Below are 21,898 nucleotides of genomic sequence, written 5' to 3' on the forward strand. Positions count from 1 at the left end.
CGGCTTGACGGTGCAGGAAGTTTCCCATGGCGGAGGGGCTGGTTACCATCGGACGATGTCATTCGCTGATCACTCACTCCGTCGCCCGCGCCTGTGCTTGCTGGCGCTTGTTGTCACCCTGACCGCGTGCAGCACGCCGCCGCCCGTGCCCCCATCAGCCGCGCCGCTGCAACCCGAGGGCGCCAGCGGCTACCAGGCCAAGCCGGGCTGGCAGTTCCAGCGTCAGGCGGTGGCGGCGGCCAATCCGCTGGCCACTGAAGCGGGCGCGCAGATCCTGCGCCAGGGAGGCAGTGCGGTGGATGCCGCAGTGGCCGTGCAGATGGTGCTAACCTTGGTTGAGCCTCAATCCAGCGGCATCGGCGGCGGTGCCTTTCTGATGCATTGGGACGGCCAGCGCGTGCAGGCCTTCGATGGCCGCGAGACCGCGCCGGCCGCCGCGGACGAGGCCCTGTTCCTGCAGCCGGACGGCAAGCCCATGCCCTTCATCAAGGCGGTGGTCGGCGGCCGCTCGGTGGGCGTGCCCGGCGCGGTTCGCATGCTGGAGCTGGCCCAGCGTCAGCATGGCCGCCTGCCCTGGGCGCAGCTTTTCGAGCCCGCCATCCAGTTGGCCGAGCAGGGCTTTGAAGTCAGCCCGCGTCTGCATACCTTGCTGTCGACAGAGACGGCGCTGAAGCAGGACAAGCAGGCCTTGGCCTACTTCTTTGATGCCGAAGGCAAGCCCTGGCCGGTGGGCCACCGGCTGCGCAATCCTGCCCTGGCGGCAGTGCTGCGTGCGATAGCCCAGCGTGGCAGTGCGGCCCTTCATGAGCCCGGCACCATCGCCGCTGATCTGGTCGGCCGGGTGCAGAACCATGCTGGCAACCCCGGCCGGCTGACTCAGGCCGATCTCAGCGGCTATCAGGCCTTGGAACGCGAGGCGCTGTGCCATGTATGGCGCGCACGCTGGCGCATCTGTGGCTTTCCGCCGCCTTCCAGCGGCCATCTGACGCTGATGCAGATGCTCTACCTGATGGATGCCAAGGGTATGCCGACCCAGCAACTGGCTGGCGGCGTGCCGACGGCCGAGATGCTGCACCTCTACACCGAGTCCGCCCGCCTGGCCTTTGCCGACCGCGCGCAGTACATCGGCGACCCGCGCTTTGTCGCCGCGCCGGGTGGGCGCTGGGACAGCCTGCTGGACGCAGGCTATCTGCGCAGCCGCGCCGCCTTGATCGGCGAGCAAAGCATGGGCAGCGCCAAGGCCGGCCAGCCCGGCACGCTGCGCCAAGCCTGGGCACCGCAGGCCGAGCAGCCCGAGTATGGCACCAGCCACATCAGCGTGATCGACGCGCAAGGGCGTGCGGTGGCGCTGACCACGAGCATCGAGGCAGTGTTTGGCTCGCGCCTGATGAGCGATGGCGGCAGCGGCCTGCCCGGCGGCTATCTGCTGAACAACCAACTGACCGATTTCGCGCTGGCGCCGCGCGATGCGCAGGGCGTGCCGGTGGCGAATCGGCTGGAGCCCGGCAAGCGTCCGCGTTCATCGATGAGCCCGACCCTGGTGTTCGACGCACGCGACGGCCGCCTGTTGATGAGCCTGGGCTCGCCGGGCGGCCCCGCCATCATCCACTTCACCACCAAGACGCTGCTGGGCACGCTGGCCTGGGGGCTGGATGCTCAGCAGGCCGTCAACCTGCCCAACTTCGGAAGCTTCAACGGACCGACGGTGCTGGAGGCAGGGCGGTTCCCGGCGGCGACCGTCGACACGCTTAAAGCCCGTGCCCATGTGGTGCAGCAGATCCATATGCCCAGCGGCCTGCAGGCGATCGAGCGCAAGTCGCCAGGCTGGTTCGGCGGTGCCGACCCGCGGCGCGAAGGGGTGGTGCGTGGCGACTGAGGTTTTAGCGCGGCTGCAGCGCCTCAGGCCCGCAGGCCGCCTGGCCTGGCCGTCAGCTGCTGGGCGATGGCCGCCTTCAGTGGCGGTAGCGCTTGCGCCAGGCGCAGCACGCCTTGGCGCAGCAGACGTGCCGGCCTGCGCTCGTCGGTGAACAGCTTCACCACCGCATTGGTGCCTTGATATATCGGCCAGGTGTCGCGTCGATGGCCCGTGGCGTAACGCTGAAGCGGCGCGTCGGCGCCCAGGCTGTAGCGGCTGCCAGCCAGCTCGGCCGCCAGGCGCTGCACGCCGTACAGACCGAAGTTGTAGCCATGCGCGGTGACTGGGTGCATGCCCACCGCGGCGTCGCCGACCAGCGCGAAGCGCCGCGCGGCGAAGCGGTGCGCATAGGTGGCCACCAGCGGGTAGTGGTGGCGCGGCCCGGCCAGCTTGAGCGCACCCAGGCGGTTCTGGCTGTGCTGCTGCACCCAGTCCAGCCATTGCCCCTCGCTCCAGCCGCGCTGCAACTCGGCCTGGTCGGTGGGCAGGGTCAGCACCAGCGAGCTGAGCTTGGGCGAGACGCCGCCCAGCGGCAGCCAGGCCATGGTGTGGCCGTGGTGGAAACATTCCAGCGCCTGGTCCTGATGCGGCTGCTCATGCTCGATGCGGGCCAGCAGCACGCTGCGGCCGAAGTCGCGCATCTCGGCGCCGATGCCGGCCAGGCGGCGCAGCGCCGAGAAGCGGCTGTCGGCGGCGATCACCAGCGGGGCGGAAAGGCGCGCGCCATCGGCCAGCATCAGCGTGGCTGCGGCTGAGTCGAGGCTCAGCGCCACCACCCGGGCTTCACAGCGCAGCTGCACCAGCGGCCGACGCTGCACGCCCAGCCAGGCGATGTGGCGCAGCCAGTGGTTGGGCACCAGCGCGCCGAGGTCGCTGCGGGCGTCGGCAAAGTGCAGCGAGTCGGACGCTCTGCCGTTGAAGACGCGGGCCTGGCACAACGGCGAGATGGCCTGCGGAGGCAGGTCTTGCCAGGCACCAAGCTGCTGCAGGATGGCCATGCCACGGTGCGTCAGTGCGATCTCGCGGCCGTCCTCGGCCGGGTCGGCCAGCTCGCGTTCGCTTGCGGATTCCAGCACCGTGCTGGCGATGCCGGCGTCGGCCAGCGCGCAGGCCATGGACAGGCCGACAGGGCCGCCGCCGACGATCAGGGCTTCAACTTTTCTCACAGATGCGCCATGCAAGGGACAGGGCGTTCAGGCTAGCACTCGGGTGTTCGTGGAAGCTTGATGCAGCTCAGTCCAGCTCAAGCCGCAAGCGGGCTGCGCTCGTGGATCAGTGGCAAAGGTTGTCCGATGGCGTGATGCCGCCGTCCTTTGAAGCGACCGACAGGCAGCCGAGCATGCTAGCGAACAACTGCTGGTGTTTCGCAGTGTCGCCCGAGGCCGCACGTTCGCGTAGGCGGTCGAAGGCACTGCGGTGCACGGGATCGCTCAGCATCGGATCCGAGGCCCAGAAGATGAGTGGAACGCGGCGCTGCTCGGGTGGCGCGATCGCCCTCGGCGTGCCATGAAAGTGCAAACCGTCCCCAATCGACTCGCCATGGTCGGATGTGAAGACGACGAGAGCCTTGCGGTCTCGCAGGTGATCCAGCATCTGGGCCACAACGTAGTCGCCGTACAGCACCGAGTTGTCGTAGGAGTTGATGAGTTGCTCGCGACTGCAAGCCTGGTTGGGGTTCAAGCACTCTGGAGTCCAGCGGGCAAAACTGCGCGGATGTCGTTGGCTGTAAAGAAAGTGGGAGCCTTTCAAATGCAGGACGATCATGTGACGGCCGTCCGGATGACGGCGAAGAGAGTTCTCGACTTCCGGCAGCAGCAGGCCATCCAGTGGCTGTGTATGTCCGCTCTGGGCGTCGGCGACGATGAGCTCGCGCATCTTGTAGTAATCGGGGCCGACGCGATGGTAGAAGCCGACCTCGCTCTGCATGGCGAAGAGTTCGGTGGTGAACCCGAGTTCACGAAATACGCTGAAGACCTTCTGCTCATCGATCCGGTCCGGCGCAAAGCCTTGGCCGGGGACAACGCCTTCAGGCCGCACGAACATGCAGGCCAGGGACAGGCGAGTGGATGTGTCACACGATTCGGCCCGGAATGCCACCAGGCTGGGCTCCTTGGACAGGCGAGGCGTCGTGTCTCGCTCGTAGCCCAGCAGTCCGAGGTGGTCATGCCGCGTCGTCTCTCCGATGACCAGCACCACCGTCACTTCATCCAGCGGCGTGCGCTCCTGGTAGGTGTAGTGCTCCGCCGGATCACTCAATCGATGCTCGCGCATGGCCCCTGTGGCGCGATTGGCGGCGGTCATGCTCAGACCGGAGAGCCAGTTCGTCGGCACATATCTGTGGGCTACCAGGCCTGATGGGCTCACGGCTGGCTTCAGGCCGTGGTGCTGCTCGGCTTGATGCCGGACAGCGGCATCACTGGCGAACGCCAGGCCCAGCGCAGCGCCCAGCAGGACCAGGCGATGAAGCCAGGAACGCCAGCGACCCAAGCTCTGATGGCCGGGCTTGTGCCGCACTGCGAAGCGCCACCAGGCCAGCAGTGGCGCAACGCCCAGCAGGAGCAGCCACACCACCAGTTCGTATCCCAGTTTTTCGCGCGAGAGAGCTTGATCACTCGCCAGCACCGCTTGCACGATGCCGTAGCCGATGACAACGTCATACCGCACCATGTAGTAACTGGCCGCGACGGATAGCAGGGTCAGGACCGCACCGCTGACCAGCAGCACGGCGCGTCCCAGGCATGAGAGCGTGACAGTCAAGAGCAGGCAGACGGCCAGAACCAGACCGGCTTCGGCCGCGAGCGTGGTCGCCCAGGTCCCGCCACGGGCACCGGCTTCAGTCAGGGCAAAACCGCGCTCGACCAGCTCCGGGGCATTGAGGCACAAGGCCAAGTAGAGCGCCAGCACGACGGCTGCAGCCAGCGAGCTGGGCTCCAGCTTCGAATAGGCAGCTGGGGTCAGGGGAACTGGTTTCATACGTCGACGGCGCGGCCTGTCATCGGAGGGCCTCAAGCTTACCGGGCGATGAATCTCCGCAAGAGCCTTGCGGGCAAGTTCGTGACAGCCGCGGTAAGAAAGGCTGCGGGCGCAAGCCGAAGCTTCTTGTCGCCGGCATCAATTTGCGAGGGCGCCTGTCGGGCGGCTTCGACTCAGCTTGCCCGTGCGCCTTGGCCCAGCCCGCTCGTCGTCAGTGCCACCTCACAGCCGGTACGCCATGCTGCTCCACGAGCGGGCGGCGGGCCGCCCGGCTTGCTTCAGTAGCTCTTGCTTCGCAGTGCAGAAACAGCGAGCACCGCCAGCGCCGCGTACAGCAGCCCGCTCCAGATCTCGTAAGGCAGGCCCAGCAGCCGGTAGGCCGCGGCCTCGGCGCAGGTGGCAGTGACCATGAAGACGTCGGGCCAGAGTTCTTCCAGATTCAGCGCCACCAGCAGCCGATCGGCAAAGGTCATGTCGCAGGAATCCAGCTTTGCGGCGACCTCGTGCTGATAGTAGGCGGCCACCAGCCCGGCCAGTGTCAGCAGCAGGATTAGCCCCAGCGCCGCATTGCGCAGCGGGCGCTGTTTGCTCGCCAGCCAGCCGAGACCGGCCACCGCGGCGATTAGCAGGTAGACGCCGCGTTGCATCACGCACCAGGGGCAGGGCTTGACGCCAAAGCCATGCTGGGCAAGCAACGCAGCACCGACCGACAACAGACAGGCGAGGCAGATGAAGGCCAGCACGCGCGCCGGCAGGCGGTTCGCAGGCAGGAACATCAGGCCGCTGCGTCCACTTCGGCAATCAGCTCGATCTCCACGCAGGAGCCGCGCGGTATCTGCGCCACGCCGAAGGCGCTGCGGGCGTGGGCGCCGACGGCCGGGCCGAAGACTTCGCCCAGCAGCTCGGAGCAGCCGTTGGTGACCAGGTGCTGCTCGGTGAACTCGGGCGTGCTGTTGACCAGGCTCATCACCTTGACGATGCGCTTGACGCGGCCCAGGTCACCGCCCACGGCTGCCTGCAGCGTGCCCATCAGCTCGATCGCGATCGAGCGCGCCGCGGCCTGGCCGGTGGCGGTGTCAGTATCCAGCCCCAGCTTGCCGACCCAGGGCGTGCCGTCCGGCTTCTTGGCGATGTGGCCGGAGAGGAAGACCAGGTTGCCGGTCTGGACGAAGGGCACGTAGGCAGCGGCCGGCACCGAGACGGGCGGCAGGCTGATGCCGAGGGACTGCAGGCGCTGATAGACCGGATGGGAGGCTTGGCTCATGGGGCTACTCGGACAAGAAGAAAACGGTTAAAACACAGTGGCGGGCATCCTACACCGTGACGCGGCGGCGATTGCGGATACGGCGCGGGTGTCGGGGACCACGGTCGTTCACGCTTGAGCCACGGGAGGGCCATGGCTGAGGACTCCTAGCGCGCCCACCACTGGACGGCGCTGGGTCTGGCCTGGTTGGTCCTGCTGCGGCAATGCGCCGCACTGCCTTCGCCCGCCGTGCAGTTGGGTCTGCTGTCACTGGCCCTGGGCGCCCTATGCTCGGCCTGGCGTTGCGCCCGTGCCTGCCTGCGCTGTGCCCGCCGTGGCGCTGGCGTTGCCGGCCTTCAGCCAAGGCGCCTAGCGTGCCGAGCAGCGTCTGGCCGTGGCGCTGGATCCGGCCGGGGAGGGGCGCGATCTGTGGGTCGAGGGCCGGGTCGCGTCGCTGCCGCAGGCGGTGCAGGGACAAGGTGGCTTTCCGGGCTGGCGTTTCGAGTTCAAGCGCGAAGGCCCGGAGAGCGACCCGCAGCCGGGCGCTGCCCAGCCCGCTGGCGTGCCCGAGCGCCTGCTGCCGAGAGCTAGTACTGCGCGGGCGGCAGCGAGCAGGCGCAGCCGCGCTGGCAGGCTGGCGATCGATGGCGCCTGCTGCTGCGACTGCGCCAGCCCAATGGCCTGGGCAATCCGCAGGGCTTTGACCATGAACTGCATCTGTTCGAGCAGGGCTTGCTCGCCACCGGCGTGGTGCGGCAGACGACGCTGCTGGAGGCGAGCGGGGCGTGGCGGCAGGGCCGGGCGCGGCGGTGGCAGCGCGATGCGATCCACCAGCAGGTTGGCGATGCTTCCAGCGCCAGTGTGCTGGCTGGCCTGAGCCTGAGTGACCAGGCGGCCAGCCGCATCGAGGAGTTGCTGCCCCACCAGTGCCAGCCTAGAGCCTGACGCCGAAGAAGCTGGCGCCAAACGGCAGCGCGACGACGAAAGGATCGATCACATGCGGCTGACGACGACAGCACCATCACTCTCAACCAAATCGTCGCGCGACATATGGTCGCGATGCTCGCCCGTCGGCCGAACTCGGTTCAAGGTGTCGCGGCTAGCCGTACGGTCTTCAAGATTGACGGACTGGACGCTCACTGTTGGGCAGCGCGGCCGTAGCGGCGATCAGTAGGAGAGCCACACTCTTGCCCGCACTGGCGCCGACGAGGTCAGAGCGCCCGATGAGAGCTTGCGCATCAATGATTGGAGTGGTGTTCATTCGCTCATTCCCGGGAATGAGCCAGATACAGCCGCTCCCTCAACTGAATTCAAGTGGGTAGTTGGCAGTGCGTCAGCCTTCGCGCGTCTTTCGTTCGATATGGCAATAAAGTAGCTCCAACGATAAAACTAGCACGTTGATGCCATTTATCGTTGCGTCCGTTGTAGAGCTAAAGTAGTATCTACACAGAAAATACTACTTTGCTACCATGAAAACTATTCGCGATGTCTCAGACGCACTTCGGGATTCGGTGACGCACCAAGCCATTCGTCAGGCCGACCTCAAAGCACTTGCAGGCATTTCCCAGCGAACTCTGACGAATGTTCTCAGTGGGAAGCAGGACTTCAAGGTGAGTACGCTCCTCGCGCTTTCCGACCGATTGGGATTCGAGTTGGTCCTTGTTCCCAAGGGCGTGTCTGCAGCTGTTGAAGCCGGCCCAACCGCCGCGCCAATAGTGAAGTCTCGAGTTGAAGCTGCACTTGAGCGCGTACGTAGGGCCGCTGAGCCAGGCAGTATTCGGGAGCAAGCCAACTCTCCCAAGGACATGCGACAACGAATGGCCGCGGCGTTTGGTCGGGAGCCGCTTGCTCAAACTCCAACTAGCTGGTCGACCCGCAAAGCCAAATGATCATTCGGCCGCTGGGAATCTTTCTGCCAATCGGTGCTCGAGTCGGAGTCCTCTTTCAGTACCGGCTATCAGACGATGCTGTCACGACGCGATTTGTGGCGGACGAAGCGTTCATTGGACTTGCGTCGCAACCCACGCTGTCAGCTTTGTACTTGGCTAACACGCCTGCGGAGCAGGAAACGTTGTGGAGAGATGTCCGCTCGACGGTCATGAACGGGAGCTACTCAAACAAAAATGGATGGCTGCTTCCAGCGTTCTTCCAGAACTTGCTCCCTGAGGGAGTGTTCAGGGACCGCATTGCTGAGACCCGGGGGTGTGACCCGAAGGACCACTTTGAGATGCTGGCAGCCTGCGGGAAGGACTTGCCTGGAGGGCTATATGCGCTCCCAGTGGACCTGTCGCATGAGGAGATGCAACGCTACGTGACAGAGGACAGCGACGCCCTAGAGATGTCGGTCGTTGCACAGCCTCTCGACGAGGGCGTCTCCTTGTCTGGCGTCCAACCAAAGGTTGGGGCCAACTTTCACGATGGGCGCTACGTTGGGCGAACCAAGAACCAAGACACGCGCATCATCGCGAAGCTTCCCGTTGTGAATCAGCCTCTTCTTCCAGAGGTGGAGGAGCTTTCACTCAGGCTAGCGCATGCCGCGGGAGTCGACACTTGTTCGGCGCGTCTTGCGCCGCTAGAGCTGCTCGCAATCGAGCACGGGTACGACTTGGGAGAAACGGATTCACAAACACAGTTCCTTGCTGTGCAGCGCTTTGACCGGACACCTGATGGACGAGTTCATTGCGAGGACATTGCGCAGGTGTTGGGCGTCATGCCGGAAGACAAGTACGGTGAGCTCAACGGAGACGAGCGGACGACGTACTTGGACGTCGCGGCTGTCCTCCACTCGTTTGCGAGCATGGGGGAGGAAGCTGTGCACGAATTGCTTCGTCGAATCGTCGTGAATGAGCTCCTTGGCAATCCCGACATGCATCTCAAGAACATTGGAGTCATTTACCGCGATGGGGTGACGCCGACCTTGAGTCCCGCGTACGACATCGTTGCGTATGCGGCATTCAGCAAGAACACCGGGCACGCACTGCGCCTGCTCCCTAGGAGCCTATATCCGTCGAGGGAGCATTCCCAGGAGGGACTGCCGAGTCCGAAGCAGAAGCTGTCGCCGGCAGTTGTTCGTGCCATGTGTCAGGCTCTGAACATCATTGAGGCACCAGCAACAGCTGCAGTTCGTGAGACCGTGAAGAAGGCGTTCAAGTCGTGGCCACAGATGATTGAAGAATCCGCCATCACAGCTGCGCAGAAAGCGAGGCTACTCGAGCATTTCCGCAGTCACACGATGATTCAATCCCTTCAGCATCGCGCAGAAAGGCACAAGTCATTTTGAACGGAGAGTGGCAATCCTCGTGCGCCCGCTGAGCGCCGGTGAGGGAGGGGGCTGCCCCGACGACGGTCCTGGAGACAGTGATGCAGATAGCCCGGCGCCAGTGCAGCAGCGCCTGCGCTTCAGGACGGCTTGGCCGCGATGCGATAACGCCGCAGCTCACGGCCCAGCTCGATCACCGCCATCGCGTAGTAGGACGACCAGTTGTAGCGCGTCAGCGCGTAGAAGTTGCTGGTGCCGGCCACATAGCTGGGCGCGGCGCTGCCGTTCTGCAGCTCCACCAGGGCCAGCGGCCCGGGGTGTTCACGGCCGCCTTCTGAAAGCTCGGCGCCGGCTTCGGCGAACTGCGCTGCGCTGAAGCTGGGCAGGATGTCGGGCGCCAGCAGGCGCGCGCGGTCGGCGGTGTCGACCGGCGCTGCCACCGTGTAGTGCGTTGGCATGCCGGGCTGCCAGCCATGCTGGGCGAGGTAGTGGGCCACCGAGCCGATCGCGTCCACCGGGCTGTTGATCAGGTCCACCCGGCCGTCGCCGTCGAAGTCGATCGCATGGCGGTTCCAGCTGCCCGGCATGAACTGCGGCCAGCCCATCGCGCCGGCATATGAGCCTTTCAGGCTGAAGGGGTCCAGCCCCTCGCGGCGCGTCAGTTTCAGGAACTCGGCCAGTTCGCCACGGAAGAACTCGCTGCGGTCCCGGCGCCCCTTGGGGAACTCGAAGGTCAGCGTGGCCAGCGCATCGATGACGCGGAAGTTGCCAGTGATCTGGCCGTAAAAGGTCTCGACACCGATCAGCCCGGCCACCAGCTCGGCTGGCACGCCGAAGCGCTGTTCGGCGCGCGCCAGCGCCTCGGCGTGGCTGTCCCAGAAGGCCAGGCCCGCCTGCAGGCGGCGCGGTTCGATGAAGCGGGCGCGGTAGGCGGCCCAATCCTTGGCGGTGCCGGCCGGCGGCGGCATCATCAGGCGCTGCACCAAAGGGATGACGCGGGCCTTGGCCAGCATTTGGCGCAGCGTCTCTTCATCGAAGCCATCGCTGGCGGCCAACTCGGCGCTGAAGCGGCGCAGCGCCTCGCGGTCACCCAGCGGCTGGCTCGGCAGCTCGCGCTTGGCTTCGCGTTTGACCACGCGTTTGGTTTCGCGCTTGGGTTCGCGCTTGGCCTTGGTGGTGCTGGGCTTGGGGTCCTTGTTCGGGGCGTTGGCTTCGCTCGGTGGCGCGGCCAGGGTCAGCGCCAGCGCGGCGCACAGCAGGGGCAGGAATCGGAGGGACATCGGCTACTCGATCAACAGATGGCCTGCAGCATACGTCCAGCGGCCGCCGGGCTCAGACGTCGCTGCGCAGCGTGCGAACCGTCGCTCGGAAATCACGCATCCAGCGCTGACGCGTGTGCCAGCTCTGCGGCTCGGCGCGCTGCGCGTAGCGCTGCTGCTCCAGCCTGTAGAGCAAGGCTGAAGCCGGCGCGGCCGGGGCGTGGCCAAAACGCTGCTCCAGCAGTGCGGCCCACTGGCGCGGCCCCTGGTGCGCCTGCGCCGGCAGGCCGAGCTGCTTCAGCTCACGCAGCACGGCCGCGCGCTGTCGGCTCCAGGCGTCGTGCGGCCGGGCCTGCCAGGCAGCCCAGCCGGCGCCGACCCCGGCCAGCAGCGCGATCAGTGCGGCGCTGAGCTGGCCCAGCGCCTGCCAATCCGGGCTGCTCCAGCCCAATCGTTTGAGCAGGTCGAACTGGTCGCTGCGCGAGTAGTTCAGCACCGTCTGCTGCCAGCGGTTGTTGAGCGTCTCCCAGCCGCGCCGCAGGCTGCGCCACAGCGCCGGGTTCATCTGCGTGAAGGCGCCGGCCAGCGCACCCTGCGGCGGCGACAGCACGCGGCTCAGGTCCACACGCTCGGGCGCGACCGCGGCGGTCGGGTCCACGCGCTGCCAGCCGCGGCCTTCGATCCAGACTTCGGCCCAGGCATGGGCTTGCGCGTTGCGCACCACCAGATAGCCATCCTGCAGCTCCGGGTCGGCGCCCTGGAAGCCGGTGACGATTCGCGCCGGCACGCCCAGCGCCCGCATCACCACCACAAAGCCGGCTGAGAAGTGCTCGCAAAAGCCCAGACGGCGTTCCAGCCAGAACTCGTCGATCAGGTGCTCGCCCGTCTCGCCATAGCGGCCCGGGGTCAGCGTATAGATGAACTCCTCCTGGCGCAGATGCTGCAGCACGGCCGCCACCAGCGCCTCGGCCAGCGGGCCATTCTCCAGGCCATCGAAGCGTGGCTGGCTGCGCAGGGCTGCGGCCCAGGCCAGGGTGCCGGGGTTGCGGCCCTGTGGCAGCGCCAGCTCAGGCTGCAGATCCAGCGGGCTGGCGTCGACGCCGCTGCGGTGCTCCAGGTAGGCGACTTGCTTGCTCAGGCGCAGGCGCTCGGTGATGGGGCGTGGCGCCAGCCATTGCAAATCCAGGCTGCGGCGCAGCGTCAGGCCGTCGGCCAGCAACTCGCTGCCCGGCGCTTGCGGGCTCATTTCCAGCAGCGGCAGCACTGACAGGCGCAGCGGCTCCAGCGTCAGTTCGTAGCGCAGCGCGGTGCCCTCCACCTGGGGTGCGGCGGCCTGGGCCTGCGCCGGCGTGATCGGCGCAGCGGCCGCGATGGCGGCCTGCGGGCTGCCCAGCGCGCGCCAGCGCCGGCCGTCAAAGCGCGTCAGCACCGGGCCGCGGAAGTACAGCGCAGCGGCGGGCGGCGGCGGGCCTTCGAAGCGCAGCCGCATCGCGATGCTGTCATCGTTGGCGATCTCGGCCATGGCGCCGAACTCCATCTCGCTGGACAGACCGGTGCGGCCCACCGAATCGCTGGGCACACCCCACAGCGGCGCGATGCGAGGGAACAGCACGAACAGCAGCGCCAGCACCGGCAGGCCGATGGCGGTGGTGCGGGCTGCCTGGCCGGCAGCCAGCCGCAGGCTGGGCTGGCCCACCGGCATCTGGGCCAGCACCAGGGCCGTCAGCAGGGCCCAGACCGACAGCAGGGTCCACAGCGCTGTCAGCAGCGACTGCGAATACAGATACTGGGTCAGCACCAGAAAGAAGCCCAGGAAGAACACCACGAAGGCGTCGCGCCGCGCGCGCAGCTCCAGCGTCTTCATCGCCATCAGCATCACCAGCATCGTGATGCCAGCCTCGCGGCCCAGCAGCGTGCGGTGGCTGAGCAGCGTCAGCCCGGCCACCAGGGCCAGCATCAAGCCGAGGCTCCAGCGCCCGGGCAGGGTCTGGCCTCGCCAGGCCAGCCAGCCGCGCCAGCCCAGCATCGCCACCGTCATCGCCGAGCACCAGGCGGGCAGGTGATCGGCATGCGGCAGCACGGTGCAGGCGATGGCGAACAGCAGGAAGAGCGTGTCGCGCGTCTCGCGCGGCAGATGGGTCAGGCGCTGGCGCCAGGCTTGCAGCGCGCTCATCGCCGCGGCTCCGCCAGTGCCAGCAGTTCCAGCGCGGCGTGGCGCTGGGCCGGGCCATGCTCGGGCGGTAGCTCCTGGCCGGCCAGCCGCAGGCCATAGGGCAGCAGGCGCGCATCGGCGGCCAGCACCCAGGCGCACAGGCGCGAAAGCCGCTGCTCAAAGTCGCCACCGCCGGCGTCCATCAGGTCCAGCCAGAGCCGGCGGCTGGCCGGCGCCAGGGTGTCGCGTACCAGCAGCGGCGTGTCGGCATCGCCGCTTTGCGCCGCTTTCTTCCACAAGACCTGGCGCAGGCTGTCGCCACGGCGGTAGGGACGTACACCTTCAAAGTCAGGCCCCGGCAGGCGGACACCGGCCGTGGCCTCGCCGCTATCGCCTTGTGCGGCCTGGGCGGGCAGCGGCGGTGCGTCGGACTCGGGCTTTGGATAAACCCAGGCCTTGGCTGCCGGGCGCCACACGCTCCAGGCCCGGAACAGACCCAGCGGAAAGCGCGTCTCGATGCGCAGGCCCGGCACCTGCCGCAGGCCGCGTTGCGCGGCGGTGTAGCGCAGCTGCAGCAGCGCATGGCCTTGGGCCGGTACGTCGCACCAGGCCAGCTCGGTCGGCCCGCCGGGCTGCTGAACGGCGATGCCGATGCCGAAACGCGCGCGCGATGGGTTGTGCAGGCGCACCTCGAGCGTCAGGTCCTCGCCGGCGAAGCCTGGGTTGGGCGCCTTCAGGTCCAGGCTCAGGCCCTTCAGGTTCGAGTGCGTGGCGTGCATGGACGCAAAACCGGCGCCGGCCAGCAGAAAGGTCAGGCCGTAGCCCAGGCTGAGCTGGTCGTTGATCGAGGCCAGCAGCAGCAGCAGCAGCGTGACGCAGAAGAACAGACCCGGCCGGCTGGGCAGGATGTAGATATTGCTCTGCCCCATCTGATGGGTGTCGCGAGCCGGGTGGCGGGCCTCCCACCAGGCCTGGGCGCGGCGACGCAAGGCCTGCAGCATGTCAGGGCAGGGGGATGGCTTCGATCATGGCGCGCACCTGCTCGCGCGCACCGCGGCCGGCACCGGCGCGCGGCCGCAGCCTGTGGGCGATGGTCTGCGGCAGGATGGCCTGGATGTCGTCCGGCGAGACATAGTCGCGCTGGTCCAGCAGCGCGCAGGCGCGGGCGGCGCGCAGCACCGCCAGGCCGGCGCGCGGGCTCAGGCCTTCGACGAACCATTGGCCCGAGCGGGTGGCGGCCAGCAGGGCCTGCAGATAGTCCAGCAGCGGCGGCGCGGCATGGATCTCGCGCACGGCGGCCTGGGCCTGCAGCAGCTCGGCCGGCGTCATCACCGCCTGAAGCGCGCGGATCGCGTCGCGGCTGTCCTGGCCCATCAGCAGTTCGCGTTCCGAGGCTTCGTCGGGGTAGCCCAGCGACAGGCACATCAGGAAGCGGTCCAGTTGCGATTCGGGCAGCGGATAGGTGCCCAGCTGCTCGCTGGGGTTCTGTGTGGCGATCACGAAGAAGGGCTGGGGCAGGGCATGGGTGCGTCCGTCGACGCTGACCTGGTTCTCTTCCATCGCTTCCAGTAGCGCGCTCTGGGTCTTGGGGCCGGCGCGGTTGATTTCGTCGGCCAGCAACACCTGTGCGAATACCGGACCGGGGTGGAAGGTGAACTCGCCGCGATCGCGTTCGTAGATGCTGACGCCGAGCAGGTCCGACGGCATCAGGTCGGCAGTGAACTGCACGCGCGAAAACCGCAGGCCCAGGCTCACCGAGAGCGTGTGCGCCAGCGTGGTCTTGCCGACACCGGGCAGGTCTTCGATCAGCAGGTGCCCACCGGCAATCAGACAGGCCACGCAATCGCGGATCTGTGCGGGTTTGCCCTTGATGATCGTGCTAATCTGGCGTTGCAGGCGCTGAAGCTGGTCCGCCAAACGGGTCTGGTTTTCTGGTCGCGTCATGCAGAGCACCTTAACGCAAAACGAGATGCCGGGTTCGAGACAGACCCCGACAGCCCCACGCATGTCGACTGCCTTCATTAGCCATCCTGACTGCCGCCGCCACGAGATGGGCCCCGGCCATCCCGAGTGCCCCCAACGCCTGGACGCGATCGACGATTGGCTGATCGCCTCCGGCCTCGATATTGCGCTGACGCGTCATGAGGCGCGCAATGCGCGGCTGTCGGATGTGGAACTGGCCCACACCCATGGCTATGTGGCCGAGATCCGCGATCTGCTGGAGCGGCTGGCCTCGACCGGCGAATCGCGCGCCGTCGATCCTGACACGATTGCCTGCCCCCACACCTGGGCGGCGGCACTGCGGGCTGCCGGTGCGGCGGTGCAGGCCACCGACATGGTGATCGACGGGCAGGTGGAAAACGCTTTCTGCTCGGTGCGCCCGCCCGGCCACCATGCGACGCGTGACCAGAGCATGGGTTTCTGTTTCTTCAACAACATCGCCATCGCGGCCCGGCATGCGCTGGATGTGCGCGGCCTGAAGCGGGTGGCGGTGGTGGACTTCGATGTGCACCACGGCAACGGCACCGAGGACATCCTGGCCGGCGACGACCGCGTGCTGATGGTGGGCATCTTTCAGGACCCGCTCTATCCCTACAGCGGCGCGGTGCCCAAGGGCACGAATATGGTCAACGTGCCGATCCCGGCCTACACGCGCGGCAATGAGATCCGCGAGATGGTGGAGGCGATGTGGATGCCGGCGCTGGAGCGCTTTAAGCCCGAGATGATCTTCATCTCGGCCGGCTTCGACGCGCACCGCGAGGACGATATGGCGCAGCTGGGCCTGGTGGAAGCCGACTACGAATGGTTCACGCAGCGCATCAAGGATGTGGCAGATCGCCATGCCCAGGGCCGCATCGTGTCCTGCCTGGAAGGCGGCTACAACCTGGGCGCGCTGGCGCGCAGCGTCGGCGTTCATCTGCGGGTGCTAGCCGGCGTGTAAGACTTCCGCCGGTCCATCCTGCTGCCAGGCCCGGTCGGGCCTGGTTTCGTTTCGAGTCTTCGCCCCATGAACCATTCGCTCACATTTGAAGAATTCCTGCAGCTCGGCAACACCTTGCTGCGTCCCTCCGCGTTGATCGAACTGGCGCTGGCACTGGCCTGCCTGGGCCTGGCCTGGCTGCTGGTCTGGCGGCTGCGCGGGCATCAGGAGCGGCCGCTGTCGGTGCTGTTCGGCACGCATGTGATCGATGGCGCCTTGTTCCCGCTGCTGGCCCTGCTGCTGGCCTGGCTGGCGCTGCGCGGCCTGCCGCTGCTGGGTGTGAAGCCGGCCGTCTTCAAGCTGGTGATCCCGGTGTTGGTCTCGCTGGCGGTGATCCGGCTGACGGTGCGGGTCTTGAGCGCGGCACTGCCGAACTCGGGATGGATGCGCCTGGTGGAGCGCACGGTGTCCTGGCTCGCCTGGGGCGGCTCGGTGCTGTGGATCACCGGACTGTTGCACGAGTTGCTGAAGGAAATGGAGTCCATCACCTGGAAGATCGGTGGCAGCCGCGTCAGCCTGCTGGCCTTGCTGGAGGGCGGGATGAATGCCGTGCTGGTGATGGTGGCGGTGCTGTGGATTTCTGCTGCGATCGAGGCCCGGCTGCTGCGCAACGTCACCACCGATCTGTCCTTGCGCAAGATCGGCGTCAACCTGACGCGTTCGCTGCTCTTGTTTGTCGGCCTGCTGATCTCGCTGACCGCAGCCGGCATCGACCTGACGGCCCTGGGCGTGCTGGGCGGTGCGATGGGCGTCGGCATCGGTCTGGGCCTGCAGAAGCTGGCGGCCAACTATGTGTCGGGTTTCGTGATCCTGGCGGAGCGCTCGCTGCGCATCGGCGACATGGTGCTGGTCGACGGTTTCGAGGGCCGCATCAGCGACATCAAGACCCGCTATACGGTGATCCGGGCGCTCAATGGCCGCGAGGCGGTGGTGCCCAACGAGATGCTGATCACCCAGCGGGTGGAGAACGCCTCGCTGGCGGACGCCCGCGTGCTGGTCAGCACGACGGTGCAGGTGGCCTATGGCACCGACCTGGATCTGCTGATGCCGATGATCGTGGCGGTTGTCGCCAGGGTGCCGCGGGTTCAGAGCGAGCCCGAGCCAGCCGTGCAGTTGCGCGCCTTTGGGGCCGATGGGCTGGAGCTGAACATCGCCTTTTGGGTCGAGGATGCTGCGATGGGCGTGGCGGGTGTGCGCTCGGATGTGAACCTCGCCGTGCTGAGACTCTTCAACGAGCGGGGAGTGGTGATTCCCTATCCGCAGCGTGTTCTGCATCACGCTGCCGGCATGACTGGCGGTGCTTAGTTCCTCTGTTCCTTTGAAGCCCTGGGGCGCTTGAGCCTAGGATCAGCAGGTTTTTCCTGAGTCCTGCAAGCGGAGCGTGCCATGAGATTCATGCAAAGGGTGATGCTGTCAGTCGCGGTGCCTGCGGGCCTGCTGGTCGTGCTGAGTGTGGGCATCGGCATCGGAACGGTGTCGATGGAGCGTCAGCTGAGCGCCTACTTCGCCCAGGAGGACGCGCTTGCCAGCGAGGCTGGCGAGATGCTGGCCCAGGGGCTTCAGATGGGCCAGGCCTTGCGCAATATCGTGCTGGACCCGGCCAACAAGCGCGCCTACGAAAACCTCGACAGTGCCGCCAAGGCCTACGAGGACGCAGCCCAGGGCGCTAGCGCTGCCGCCAAGCCCGAGCAGCAGCTCAAGCTCAAGGCCATGGCCGTGCTGCGCGCCCGGCTGGCCGACGTGCAGAAGCAGGTCAAGGACCTGGCGCAGCAGGATGCCGCGGCGGCTGCGCAGATGCTCAACAAGCAGGAGACCCCGGCCTGGCGCGAGTTGCGGGCCGAGCTGGTCGAGCTGAAGAAGGTCAGCACCGCTAGCAAAGAGTCTGCTGCAGCGGAGGCAGCGGCGGCGATGGATAAGGCTCGCCTGATCGTGATCCTGCTGGCGGTGATCAGTGTGGCGGCCAGCATCTTCAGCATTGTTCAGCTGCGGCGCTGCATTACGCGTGAGCTGGGCGGCGACCCGGCAGCCGCGCGCGAGGTGCTCGAGCGTGTGGCCAGCGGCGATCTGCTCGTCGAGGTGCCGGTTCCGCCGGGTGACACCCATAGCATGATGGCGGCGCTGCAGCGAACCCGAGACGCGCTGCGCGCCCTGGTGAGCGACGTCAATGCCGCGGCCCAGTCCATCGCGCTGGCGTCCAGCGAAATTGCGGTCGGCAATCAGGACCTGTCCAACCGGACTGAATCGTAAGCCAGCAATCTGCAGCAGACCGCCTCGTCGATGGAAGAGCTGTCTTCCACCACGCAGCACAACGCGGAGTCGGCGCGCCAGGCCACCCAGCTGGCCGAGGCGGCCAGCCGCGTGGCTGCCGATGGCGGTACGGCCGTTGGCCAGGTGGTCAGCACCATGCAGGCGATCAGCGGACAGAGCCACAAGATCTCCGAGATCACCTCGGTGATCGACGGCATCGCGTTCCAGACCAATATCCTGGCGCTGAACGCAGCGGTCGAGGCCGCGCGGGCCGGCGAGCAGGGCCGCGGTTTTGCCGTCGTGGCGTCAGAGGTGCGCGGCCTGGCCCAGCGTTCGGCCCAGGACGCGCGCGAGATCAAGAGCCTGATTACCGAGAACGTCGAGAAAGTCGGCGCTGGCGAACAGCAGGTGGCTCAGGCCGGCCGCACCATGGGTGAGCTGGTGGCCCAGGTGCAGCGCGTCTCCAGCCTGATCAGCGAGATCTCCACAGCCACCGGCGAGCAAAACGGCGGCATCCAGCAGATCGGCCAGGCCGTCAATCAGCTGGATCAGATGACCCAACAGAATGCGGCGCTGGTCGAGCAGAGCTCGGCGGCGGCGCACAGTCTGAGTCAGTAGGCCGAGCGCCTGACCGCCTTGGTGAAGGTGTTCCGCGTCTCCTGAAGCGGGTCGGACCCGTTCAGGGAAAGGCCCAGCTCAGCTGAAGTCGGCGTCCAGCACCACGCGGTAGCGGGCGCGGCCGCTGCGCAGATGCTCGACGGCTTCGTTGACGCGACTCATCGGAAAACGCTCCACCTGGGGCAGGATCTGGTGCCGGGCTGAGAACTCCAGCATCCGGGCCAGCAGCGTCGGTGACGGCGTTGGTGAGGCCGACAGGCTTCGCTGCCAGCTCAACAGCGAGCCGCTCCTCAGATTCATCTTCTCCGTCACCACGCCGACCAGGTGCATGCGCCCCTTGGGCGCCAGTGTGTTGATCAGCGCATCCCAGTCCAGGCTGGCGCCGGCGGTGACCAGCAGAAAATCCAGGCTGCCGGCAGCGGCCTTGAGTTCGGCGCGGTCCACGCTGGAGATAGTGCGGTGCGCGCCCAGCGCCAGCGCTTCCTCGCGCTTGGCCGGCGTGGAGGTGAAGGCCGTCACCTCACAGCCCCAGGCGCGAGCGAACTTCACCGCCAGGTGGCCCAGGCCGCCGATGCCGACCACGCCGACGCGCTCGGTCGGCTTCACTTCCTTCAGCACGAAGGGCAGGAATACCGTTCCGCCACCGCACATCAGCGGGCCTGCAGCGGCCGGATCCAGCGCGTCGGGGATGGGCACGGCCCAGCTCCAGTGCGCCCGCAGGCGGTCGGCAAAACCGCCGTGCCGGCCGATGATGGTGGGCTGTCGCGTACCGCAGAGATTCTGCTCGCCGCCAAGGCAGAACTCGCAATGGCTGCAGCTGCCGCTGTGCCAGCCGATGCCGACGCGCTGGCCGAGCTGCCGGCCCTTGGCGCGTGAACCCATGGCGGTAATCACGCCGACCACCTCGTGGCCAGGAACCACGGGGTAGCTGCTCGGAAACCATTCGCTGTCGATCAGCGCGAGGTCGGAGTGGCAGATGCCGCAGTGCTCGACTCGGATCTCGATGTCCTCGTCGCCCAGCGGGCCGGGATCGAAGCTGAAAGGCTGCAGAACGGAGTTGGCGCTGAGCGCTGCGAAGGCACGAATGCTGCTGCTGGTGGTGGTCGTCATCTGGCGGTCCGCTTGGCTGGCTGGATGTCGCCCGATGCTAGTGGGCGATCTGCCGGTGCGCTGTCACCTTGGTGCCCTGCCGTGCGTCGCCCTGCGGAGAAAGGCCGCCCCGTTTCTTCCTCAGGCCTGGCGGCGATGGTCGTAGCGCCACCAGGCAGTGAGCGCTGCGGCCGCCATCAGCAGCGTGGCGCTGAAGGCTGCCGGCGCGCCAAGCAGGGCCAGACTCATCAGGGCTGCCAGCGCGTACAGAGCAGGCAGCTTTTCATACCAGTACTTGGAAATCCACATCGATACGCCCTCCCATGGCGGTCACGGAGGGCCTGGCTGCGCCTCCTTCGATGGCCGTTCACCTTGTGGCCTCCGTGTCTGCATGATCGCCAGCCCGGGCGGCTTGTGGAATCCCCCCTCGGAGGGCGCTCAATCACGGGGGTAGTTTGGCGGCCCGGGGTCGTGCCCCGTGTCATGGGCAGGCGATACCCCGCGCCCGCGTGGCGTTTGGCTGCGCCCTCAGGCCACCGACACCGGAATCTTGCCGATCTTGGCCTGCCATTCCTTGGGCCCGGTGATGTGGGCGCTGGTGCCGCCGGCATCGACGGCCACTGTCACCGGCATGTCGACCACGTCGAACTCATAGATGGCTTCCATGCCCAGGTCCTCGAAGCCCACCACCTTGGCATGCTTGATGGCCTTGGACACGAGATAGGCGCTGCCTCCCACTGCCATCAAATAGGCCGACTTGTGCTTCTTGATGGCCTCGATCGCCACCGGGCCGCGCTCGGCCTTGCCGATCATCGCGATCAGGCCGGTTTCGCTGAGCATCATCTCGGTGAACTTGTCCATGCGGGTGGCGGTGGTGGGGCCGGCCGGGCCGACCACCTCGTCGCGCACCGGATCAACCGGGCCGACGTAGTAGATGACGCGGTTGGTGAAGTCCACCGGCAGATTCTCGCCCTTGGCCAGCATGTCCTGGATGCGCTTGTGCGCGGCATCGCGGCCGGTCAGCATCTTGCCGTTCAGCAACAGGGTCTGGCCGGGCGTCCAGCTGGCCACCTCGGCGGGGGTCAGTGCGTTCAGGTCCACGCGCTTGCTCTTGTTGTAGTCCGGTGCCCAGTGCACATCGGGCCACAGGTCCAGGCTGGGCGGGGTCAGGTAGCTGGGGCCGGAGCCATCCAGCACAAAGTGCGCATGGCGGGTGGCCGCGCAGTTGGGGATCATCGCGATCGGCTTGCTGGCGGCGTGCGTCGGGTAGGTCTTGATCTTGACATCCAGCACCGTGGTCAGGCCGCCCAGGCCTTGCGCGCCAATGCCCAGCGCGTTGACCTTCTCGTACAGTTCGATGCGCAATTCTTCGAGCTTGTTCTGCGGGCCGCGGTCGAGCAGCTCATACATATCGATGTCGTCCATCAGCGCTTCCTTGGCCAGCAGCGCTGCCTTCTCGGCCGTGCCGCCAACGCCGATGCCCAGCATGCCCGGCGGGCACCAGCCGGCGCCCATGGTGGGTACGGTTTTCAGCACCCAGTCGACGATGTTGTCGCTGGGGTTGAGCATGTAGACCTTGCTCTTGTTCTCCGAGCCGCCGCCCTTGGCCGCGACGATGACATCCAGCTTGTCGCCGGGCACCACCTCCATGAAGACCACCGCCGGCGTGTTGTCCTTGGTGTTCTTGCGCTCGAAGATGGGGTCGGCCAGCACCGAGGCGCGCAGCTTGTTGTCAGGGTGGTTGTAGGCGCGGCGCACGCCTTCGTCCACGGCTTCCTGGATGGAGCCGGGGAAGCCTTCCCACTTCACATCCATGCCGATCTTCAGGAACACATTGACGATGCCGGTGTCCTGGCAGATCGGGCGACGTCCTTCGGCGCACATGCGCGAGTTGGTCAGGATCTGCGCGATCGCGTCCTTGGCCGCAGCGCTTTGCTCGCGTTCGTAGGCGCGGGCCAGGTGGGCGATGTAGTCGGCCGGGTGGTAGTAGCTGATGTACTGCAGGGCGGCGCTGACGCTGTCAACGAGGTCGGCGTACTTGATGGTGGTGGTCATGTCGAAGCCCGGTTGCGGGGAGGGTGGCAATGCTGAGGTGATTCTAATGAGCCTGCCTTTGCCGGACCTTTCGCCGCAACTTGCGCTTCAGTTGCCTCTTGCATGAAT

At 66.8% G+C, this 21,898-nt stretch carries 18 protein-coding genes and 1 pseudogene; 8 read left to right on the top strand and 11 right to left on the bottom strand.

Annotated elements, in window-relative coordinates:
* Nucleotides 1-55: 55 nt before the first annotated feature.
* Entirely contained in the window at nucleotides 56-1,876 is a 1,821-nt protein-coding gene (locus tag ACIQ67_RS05610; RefSeq protein WP_397533374.1) for a gamma-glutamyltransferase family protein, read from the top strand.
* 23 nt (nucleotides 1,877-1,899) lie between these two features.
* Here ACIQ67_RS05610 and ubiM read toward each other — a convergent pair whose 3' ends face one another.
* From ubiM to ACIQ67_RS05630, 4 genes are all read right to left on the bottom strand, one after another.
* Nucleotides 1,900-3,081 carry a 5-demethoxyubiquinol-8 5-hydroxylase UbiM gene (gene ubiM, locus ACIQ67_RS05615; RefSeq protein WP_397533375.1) on the bottom strand — a complete coding sequence of 394 codons (1,182 nt, stop codon included), beginning with the start codon at nucleotides 3,079-3,081 and terminating at the stop codon, nucleotides 1,900-1,902.
* Nucleotides 3,082-3,187: 106 nt separating this feature from the next.
* Nucleotides 3,188-4,819 carry a kdo(2)-lipid A phosphoethanolamine 7''-transferase gene (gene eptB, locus ACIQ67_RS05620; protein ID WP_397533376.1) on the bottom strand — a complete coding sequence of 544 codons (1,632 nt, stop codon included), beginning with the start codon at nucleotides 4,817-4,819 and terminating at the stop codon, nucleotides 3,188-3,190.
* A 347-nt stretch (nucleotides 4,820-5,166) separates the two neighbouring features.
* On the bottom strand, nucleotides 5,167-5,664 hold the full coding sequence (locus ACIQ67_RS05625; RefSeq protein ID WP_397533377.1) for a disulfide bond formation protein B: 498 nt from the start codon (nucleotides 5,662-5,664) through the stop codon (nucleotides 5,167-5,169).
* Nucleotides 5,664-6,152, bottom strand: a complete 489-nt coding sequence (locus ACIQ67_RS05630; protein ID WP_397533378.1) for a RidA family protein — start codon at nucleotides 6,150-6,152, stop codon at nucleotides 5,664-5,666. The genes ACIQ67_RS05625 and ACIQ67_RS05630 overlap by 1 nt, the downstream gene beginning before the upstream one ends.
* A gap of 609 nt (nucleotides 6,153-6,761) precedes the next feature.
* On the opposite strand from ACIQ67_RS05630, the pseudogene ACIQ67_RS05635 reads away from it, so the two are divergent.
* The 3 genes and pseudogenes from ACIQ67_RS05635 to ACIQ67_RS05645 all read left to right on the top strand — a co-directional run.
* Nucleotides 6,762-7,076 (top strand): annotated as a pseudogene (locus tag ACIQ67_RS05635) (DUF4131 domain-containing protein); the annotation flags it as partial.
* 524 nt (nucleotides 7,077-7,600) lie between these two features.
* Nucleotides 7,601-8,020, top strand: a complete 420-nt coding sequence (locus tag ACIQ67_RS05640; RefSeq protein ID WP_397533379.1) for a helix-turn-helix domain-containing protein — start codon at nucleotides 7,601-7,603, stop codon at nucleotides 8,018-8,020.
* Entirely contained in the window at nucleotides 8,017-9,411 is a 1,395-nt protein-coding gene (locus ACIQ67_RS05645) for a type II toxin-antitoxin system HipA family toxin (RefSeq protein ID WP_397533380.1), read from the top strand. The genes ACIQ67_RS05640 and ACIQ67_RS05645 overlap by 4 nt, the downstream gene beginning before the upstream one ends.
* A 119-nt stretch (nucleotides 9,412-9,530) precedes the next feature.
* Here ACIQ67_RS05645 and mltB read toward each other — a convergent pair whose 3' ends face one another.
* The 4 genes from mltB to ACIQ67_RS05665 are packed head-to-tail and all read right to left on the bottom strand — an operon-like array spanning nucleotide 9,531 to nucleotide 14,745.
* Nucleotides 9,531-10,670 (bottom strand): lytic murein transglycosylase B, encoded by a 1,140-nt coding sequence (mltB, locus tag ACIQ67_RS05650; RefSeq protein WP_397533381.1) that lies wholly within the window; start codon nucleotides 10,668-10,670, stop codon nucleotides 9,531-9,533.
* 52 nt (nucleotides 10,671-10,722) lie between these two features.
* Entirely contained in the window at nucleotides 10,723-12,822 is a 2,100-nt protein-coding gene (locus tag ACIQ67_RS05655) for a transglutaminaseTgpA domain-containing protein (RefSeq protein ID WP_397533382.1), read from the bottom strand.
* Nucleotides 12,819-13,802: a DUF58 domain-containing protein gene (locus ACIQ67_RS05660; RefSeq protein ID WP_397533383.1), complete on the bottom strand. Its 984-nt coding sequence runs from the start codon at nucleotides 13,800-13,802 to the stop codon at nucleotides 12,819-12,821. Before ACIQ67_RS05660 ends, ACIQ67_RS05655 begins: the two co-directional genes overlap by 4 nt.
* 1 nt (nucleotide 13,803) lies before the next feature.
* Complete coding sequence (locus ACIQ67_RS05665) at nucleotides 13,804-14,745, bottom strand: AAA family ATPase (RefSeq protein WP_397533384.1); 942 nt, start codon at nucleotides 14,743-14,745, stop codon at nucleotides 13,804-13,806.
* A gap of 61 nt (nucleotides 14,746-14,806) precedes the next feature.
* Between ACIQ67_RS05665 and ACIQ67_RS05670 the strand changes: the two genes are divergently transcribed.
* The 4 genes from ACIQ67_RS05670 to ACIQ67_RS05685 all read left to right on the top strand — a co-directional run bounded on the left by ACIQ67_RS05670 (nucleotide 14,807) and on the right by ACIQ67_RS05685 (nucleotide 18,646).
* The gene (locus tag ACIQ67_RS05670; protein WP_397533385.1) at nucleotides 14,807-15,742 is read left to right on the top strand and encodes a histone deacetylase family protein; all 936 of its coding nucleotides are present in this window, start codon (nucleotides 14,807-14,809) and stop codon (nucleotides 15,740-15,742) included.
* A 66-nt stretch (nucleotides 15,743-15,808) separates the two neighbouring features.
* Nucleotides 15,809-17,086, top strand: coding sequence for a mechanosensitive ion channel family protein (locus tag ACIQ67_RS05675; RefSeq protein WP_397533386.1), 1,278 nt, complete (start codon nucleotides 15,809-15,811; stop codon nucleotides 17,084-17,086).
* A gap of 81 nt (nucleotides 17,087-17,167) precedes the next feature.
* A complete protein-coding gene (locus ACIQ67_RS05680; protein WP_397533387.1) occupies nucleotides 17,168-18,028 on the top strand; it encodes a hypothetical protein in 861 nt (286 codons plus the stop codon).
* A 30-nt stretch (nucleotides 18,029-18,058) separates the two neighbouring features.
* The gene (locus ACIQ67_RS05685; RefSeq protein WP_397533388.1) at nucleotides 18,059-18,646 is read left to right on the top strand and encodes a methyl-accepting chemotaxis protein; all 588 of its coding nucleotides are present in this window, start codon (nucleotides 18,059-18,061) and stop codon (nucleotides 18,644-18,646) included.
* 78 nt (nucleotides 18,647-18,724) lie between these two features.
* On the opposite strand, the gene ACIQ67_RS05690 is transcribed toward ACIQ67_RS05685, so the two are convergent.
* From ACIQ67_RS05690 to ACIQ67_RS05700, 3 genes are all read right to left on the bottom strand, one after another.
* Nucleotides 18,725-19,756: an NAD(P)-dependent alcohol dehydrogenase gene (locus ACIQ67_RS05690; RefSeq protein WP_397533389.1), complete on the bottom strand. Its 1,032-nt coding sequence runs from the start codon at nucleotides 19,754-19,756 to the stop codon at nucleotides 18,725-18,727.
* A gap of 120 nt (nucleotides 19,757-19,876) precedes the next feature.
* Entirely contained in the window at nucleotides 19,877-20,044 is a 168-nt protein-coding gene (locus tag ACIQ67_RS05695; protein ID WP_397533390.1) for a hypothetical protein, read from the bottom strand.
* Between the two features lie 219 nt (nucleotides 20,045-20,263).
* Complete coding sequence (locus tag ACIQ67_RS05700) at nucleotides 20,264-21,790, bottom strand: fumarate hydratase (RefSeq protein ID WP_397533391.1); 1,527 nt, start codon at nucleotides 21,788-21,790, stop codon at nucleotides 20,264-20,266.
* Nucleotides 21,791-21,898 lie beyond the last annotated feature (108 nt).

This window comes from Roseateles sp., from assembly GCF_044373315.1.
GTDB lineage: Bacteria > Pseudomonadota > Gammaproteobacteria > Burkholderiales > Burkholderiaceae_C > JACDQM01.

Excerpts from the sequence above, each read along its gene's own strand:
- ACIQ67_RS05660 (WP_397533383.1), bottom strand. The coding sequence starts at position 13,802 with ATGCTGCAGGCCTTGCGTCGCCGCGCCCAGGCCTGGTGGGAGGCCCGC.
- ACIQ67_RS05700 (WP_397533391.1), bottom strand. The coding sequence starts at position 21,790 with ATGACCACCACCATCAAGTACGCCGACCTCGTTGACAGCGTCAGCGCC.
- ACIQ67_RS05685 (WP_397533388.1), top strand. The coding sequence starts at position 18,059 with ATGGAAGAGCTGTCTTCCACCACGCAGCACAACGCGGAGTCGGCGCGC.
- ACIQ67_RS05695 (WP_397533390.1), bottom strand. The coding sequence starts at position 20,044 with ATGTGGATTTCCAAGTACTGGTATGAAAAGCTGCCTGCTCTGTACGCG.
- ACIQ67_RS05610 (WP_397533374.1), top strand. The coding sequence starts at position 56 with ATGTCATTCGCTGATCACTCACTCCGTCGCCCGCGCCTGTGCTTGCTG.
- ACIQ67_RS05640 (WP_397533379.1), top strand. The coding sequence starts at position 7,601 with ATGAAAACTATTCGCGATGTCTCAGACGCACTTCGGGATTCGGTGACG.
- ACIQ67_RS05690 (WP_397533389.1), bottom strand. The coding sequence starts at position 19,756 with ATGACGACCACCACCAGCAGCAGCATTCGTGCCTTCGCAGCGCTCAGC.
- ACIQ67_RS05645 (WP_397533380.1), top strand. The coding sequence starts at position 8,017 with ATGATCATTCGGCCGCTGGGAATCTTTCTGCCAATCGGTGCTCGAGTC.
- ACIQ67_RS05665 (WP_397533384.1), bottom strand. The coding sequence starts at position 14,745 with ATGACGCGACCAGAAAACCAGACCCGTTTGGCGGACCAGCTTCAGCGC.
- ACIQ67_RS05625 (WP_397533377.1), bottom strand. The coding sequence starts at position 5,664 with ATGTTCCTGCCTGCGAACCGCCTGCCGGCGCGCGTGCTGGCCTTCATC.
- mltB (WP_397533381.1), bottom strand. The coding sequence starts at position 10,670 with ATGTCCCTCCGATTCCTGCCCCTGCTGTGCGCCGCGCTGGCGCTGACC.
- ACIQ67_RS05670 (WP_397533385.1), top strand. The coding sequence starts at position 14,807 with ATGTCGACTGCCTTCATTAGCCATCCTGACTGCCGCCGCCACGAGATG.
- ACIQ67_RS05655 (WP_397533382.1), bottom strand. The coding sequence starts at position 12,822 with ATGAGCGCGCTGCAAGCCTGGCGCCAGCGCCTGACCCATCTGCCGCGC.
- ACIQ67_RS05680 (WP_397533387.1), top strand. The coding sequence starts at position 17,168 with ATGAGATTCATGCAAAGGGTGATGCTGTCAGTCGCGGTGCCTGCGGGC.
- ACIQ67_RS05675 (WP_397533386.1), top strand. The coding sequence starts at position 15,809 with ATGAACCATTCGCTCACATTTGAAGAATTCCTGCAGCTCGGCAACACC.
- ACIQ67_RS05630 (WP_397533378.1), bottom strand. The coding sequence starts at position 6,152 with ATGAGCCAAGCCTCCCATCCGGTCTATCAGCGCCTGCAGTCCCTCGGC.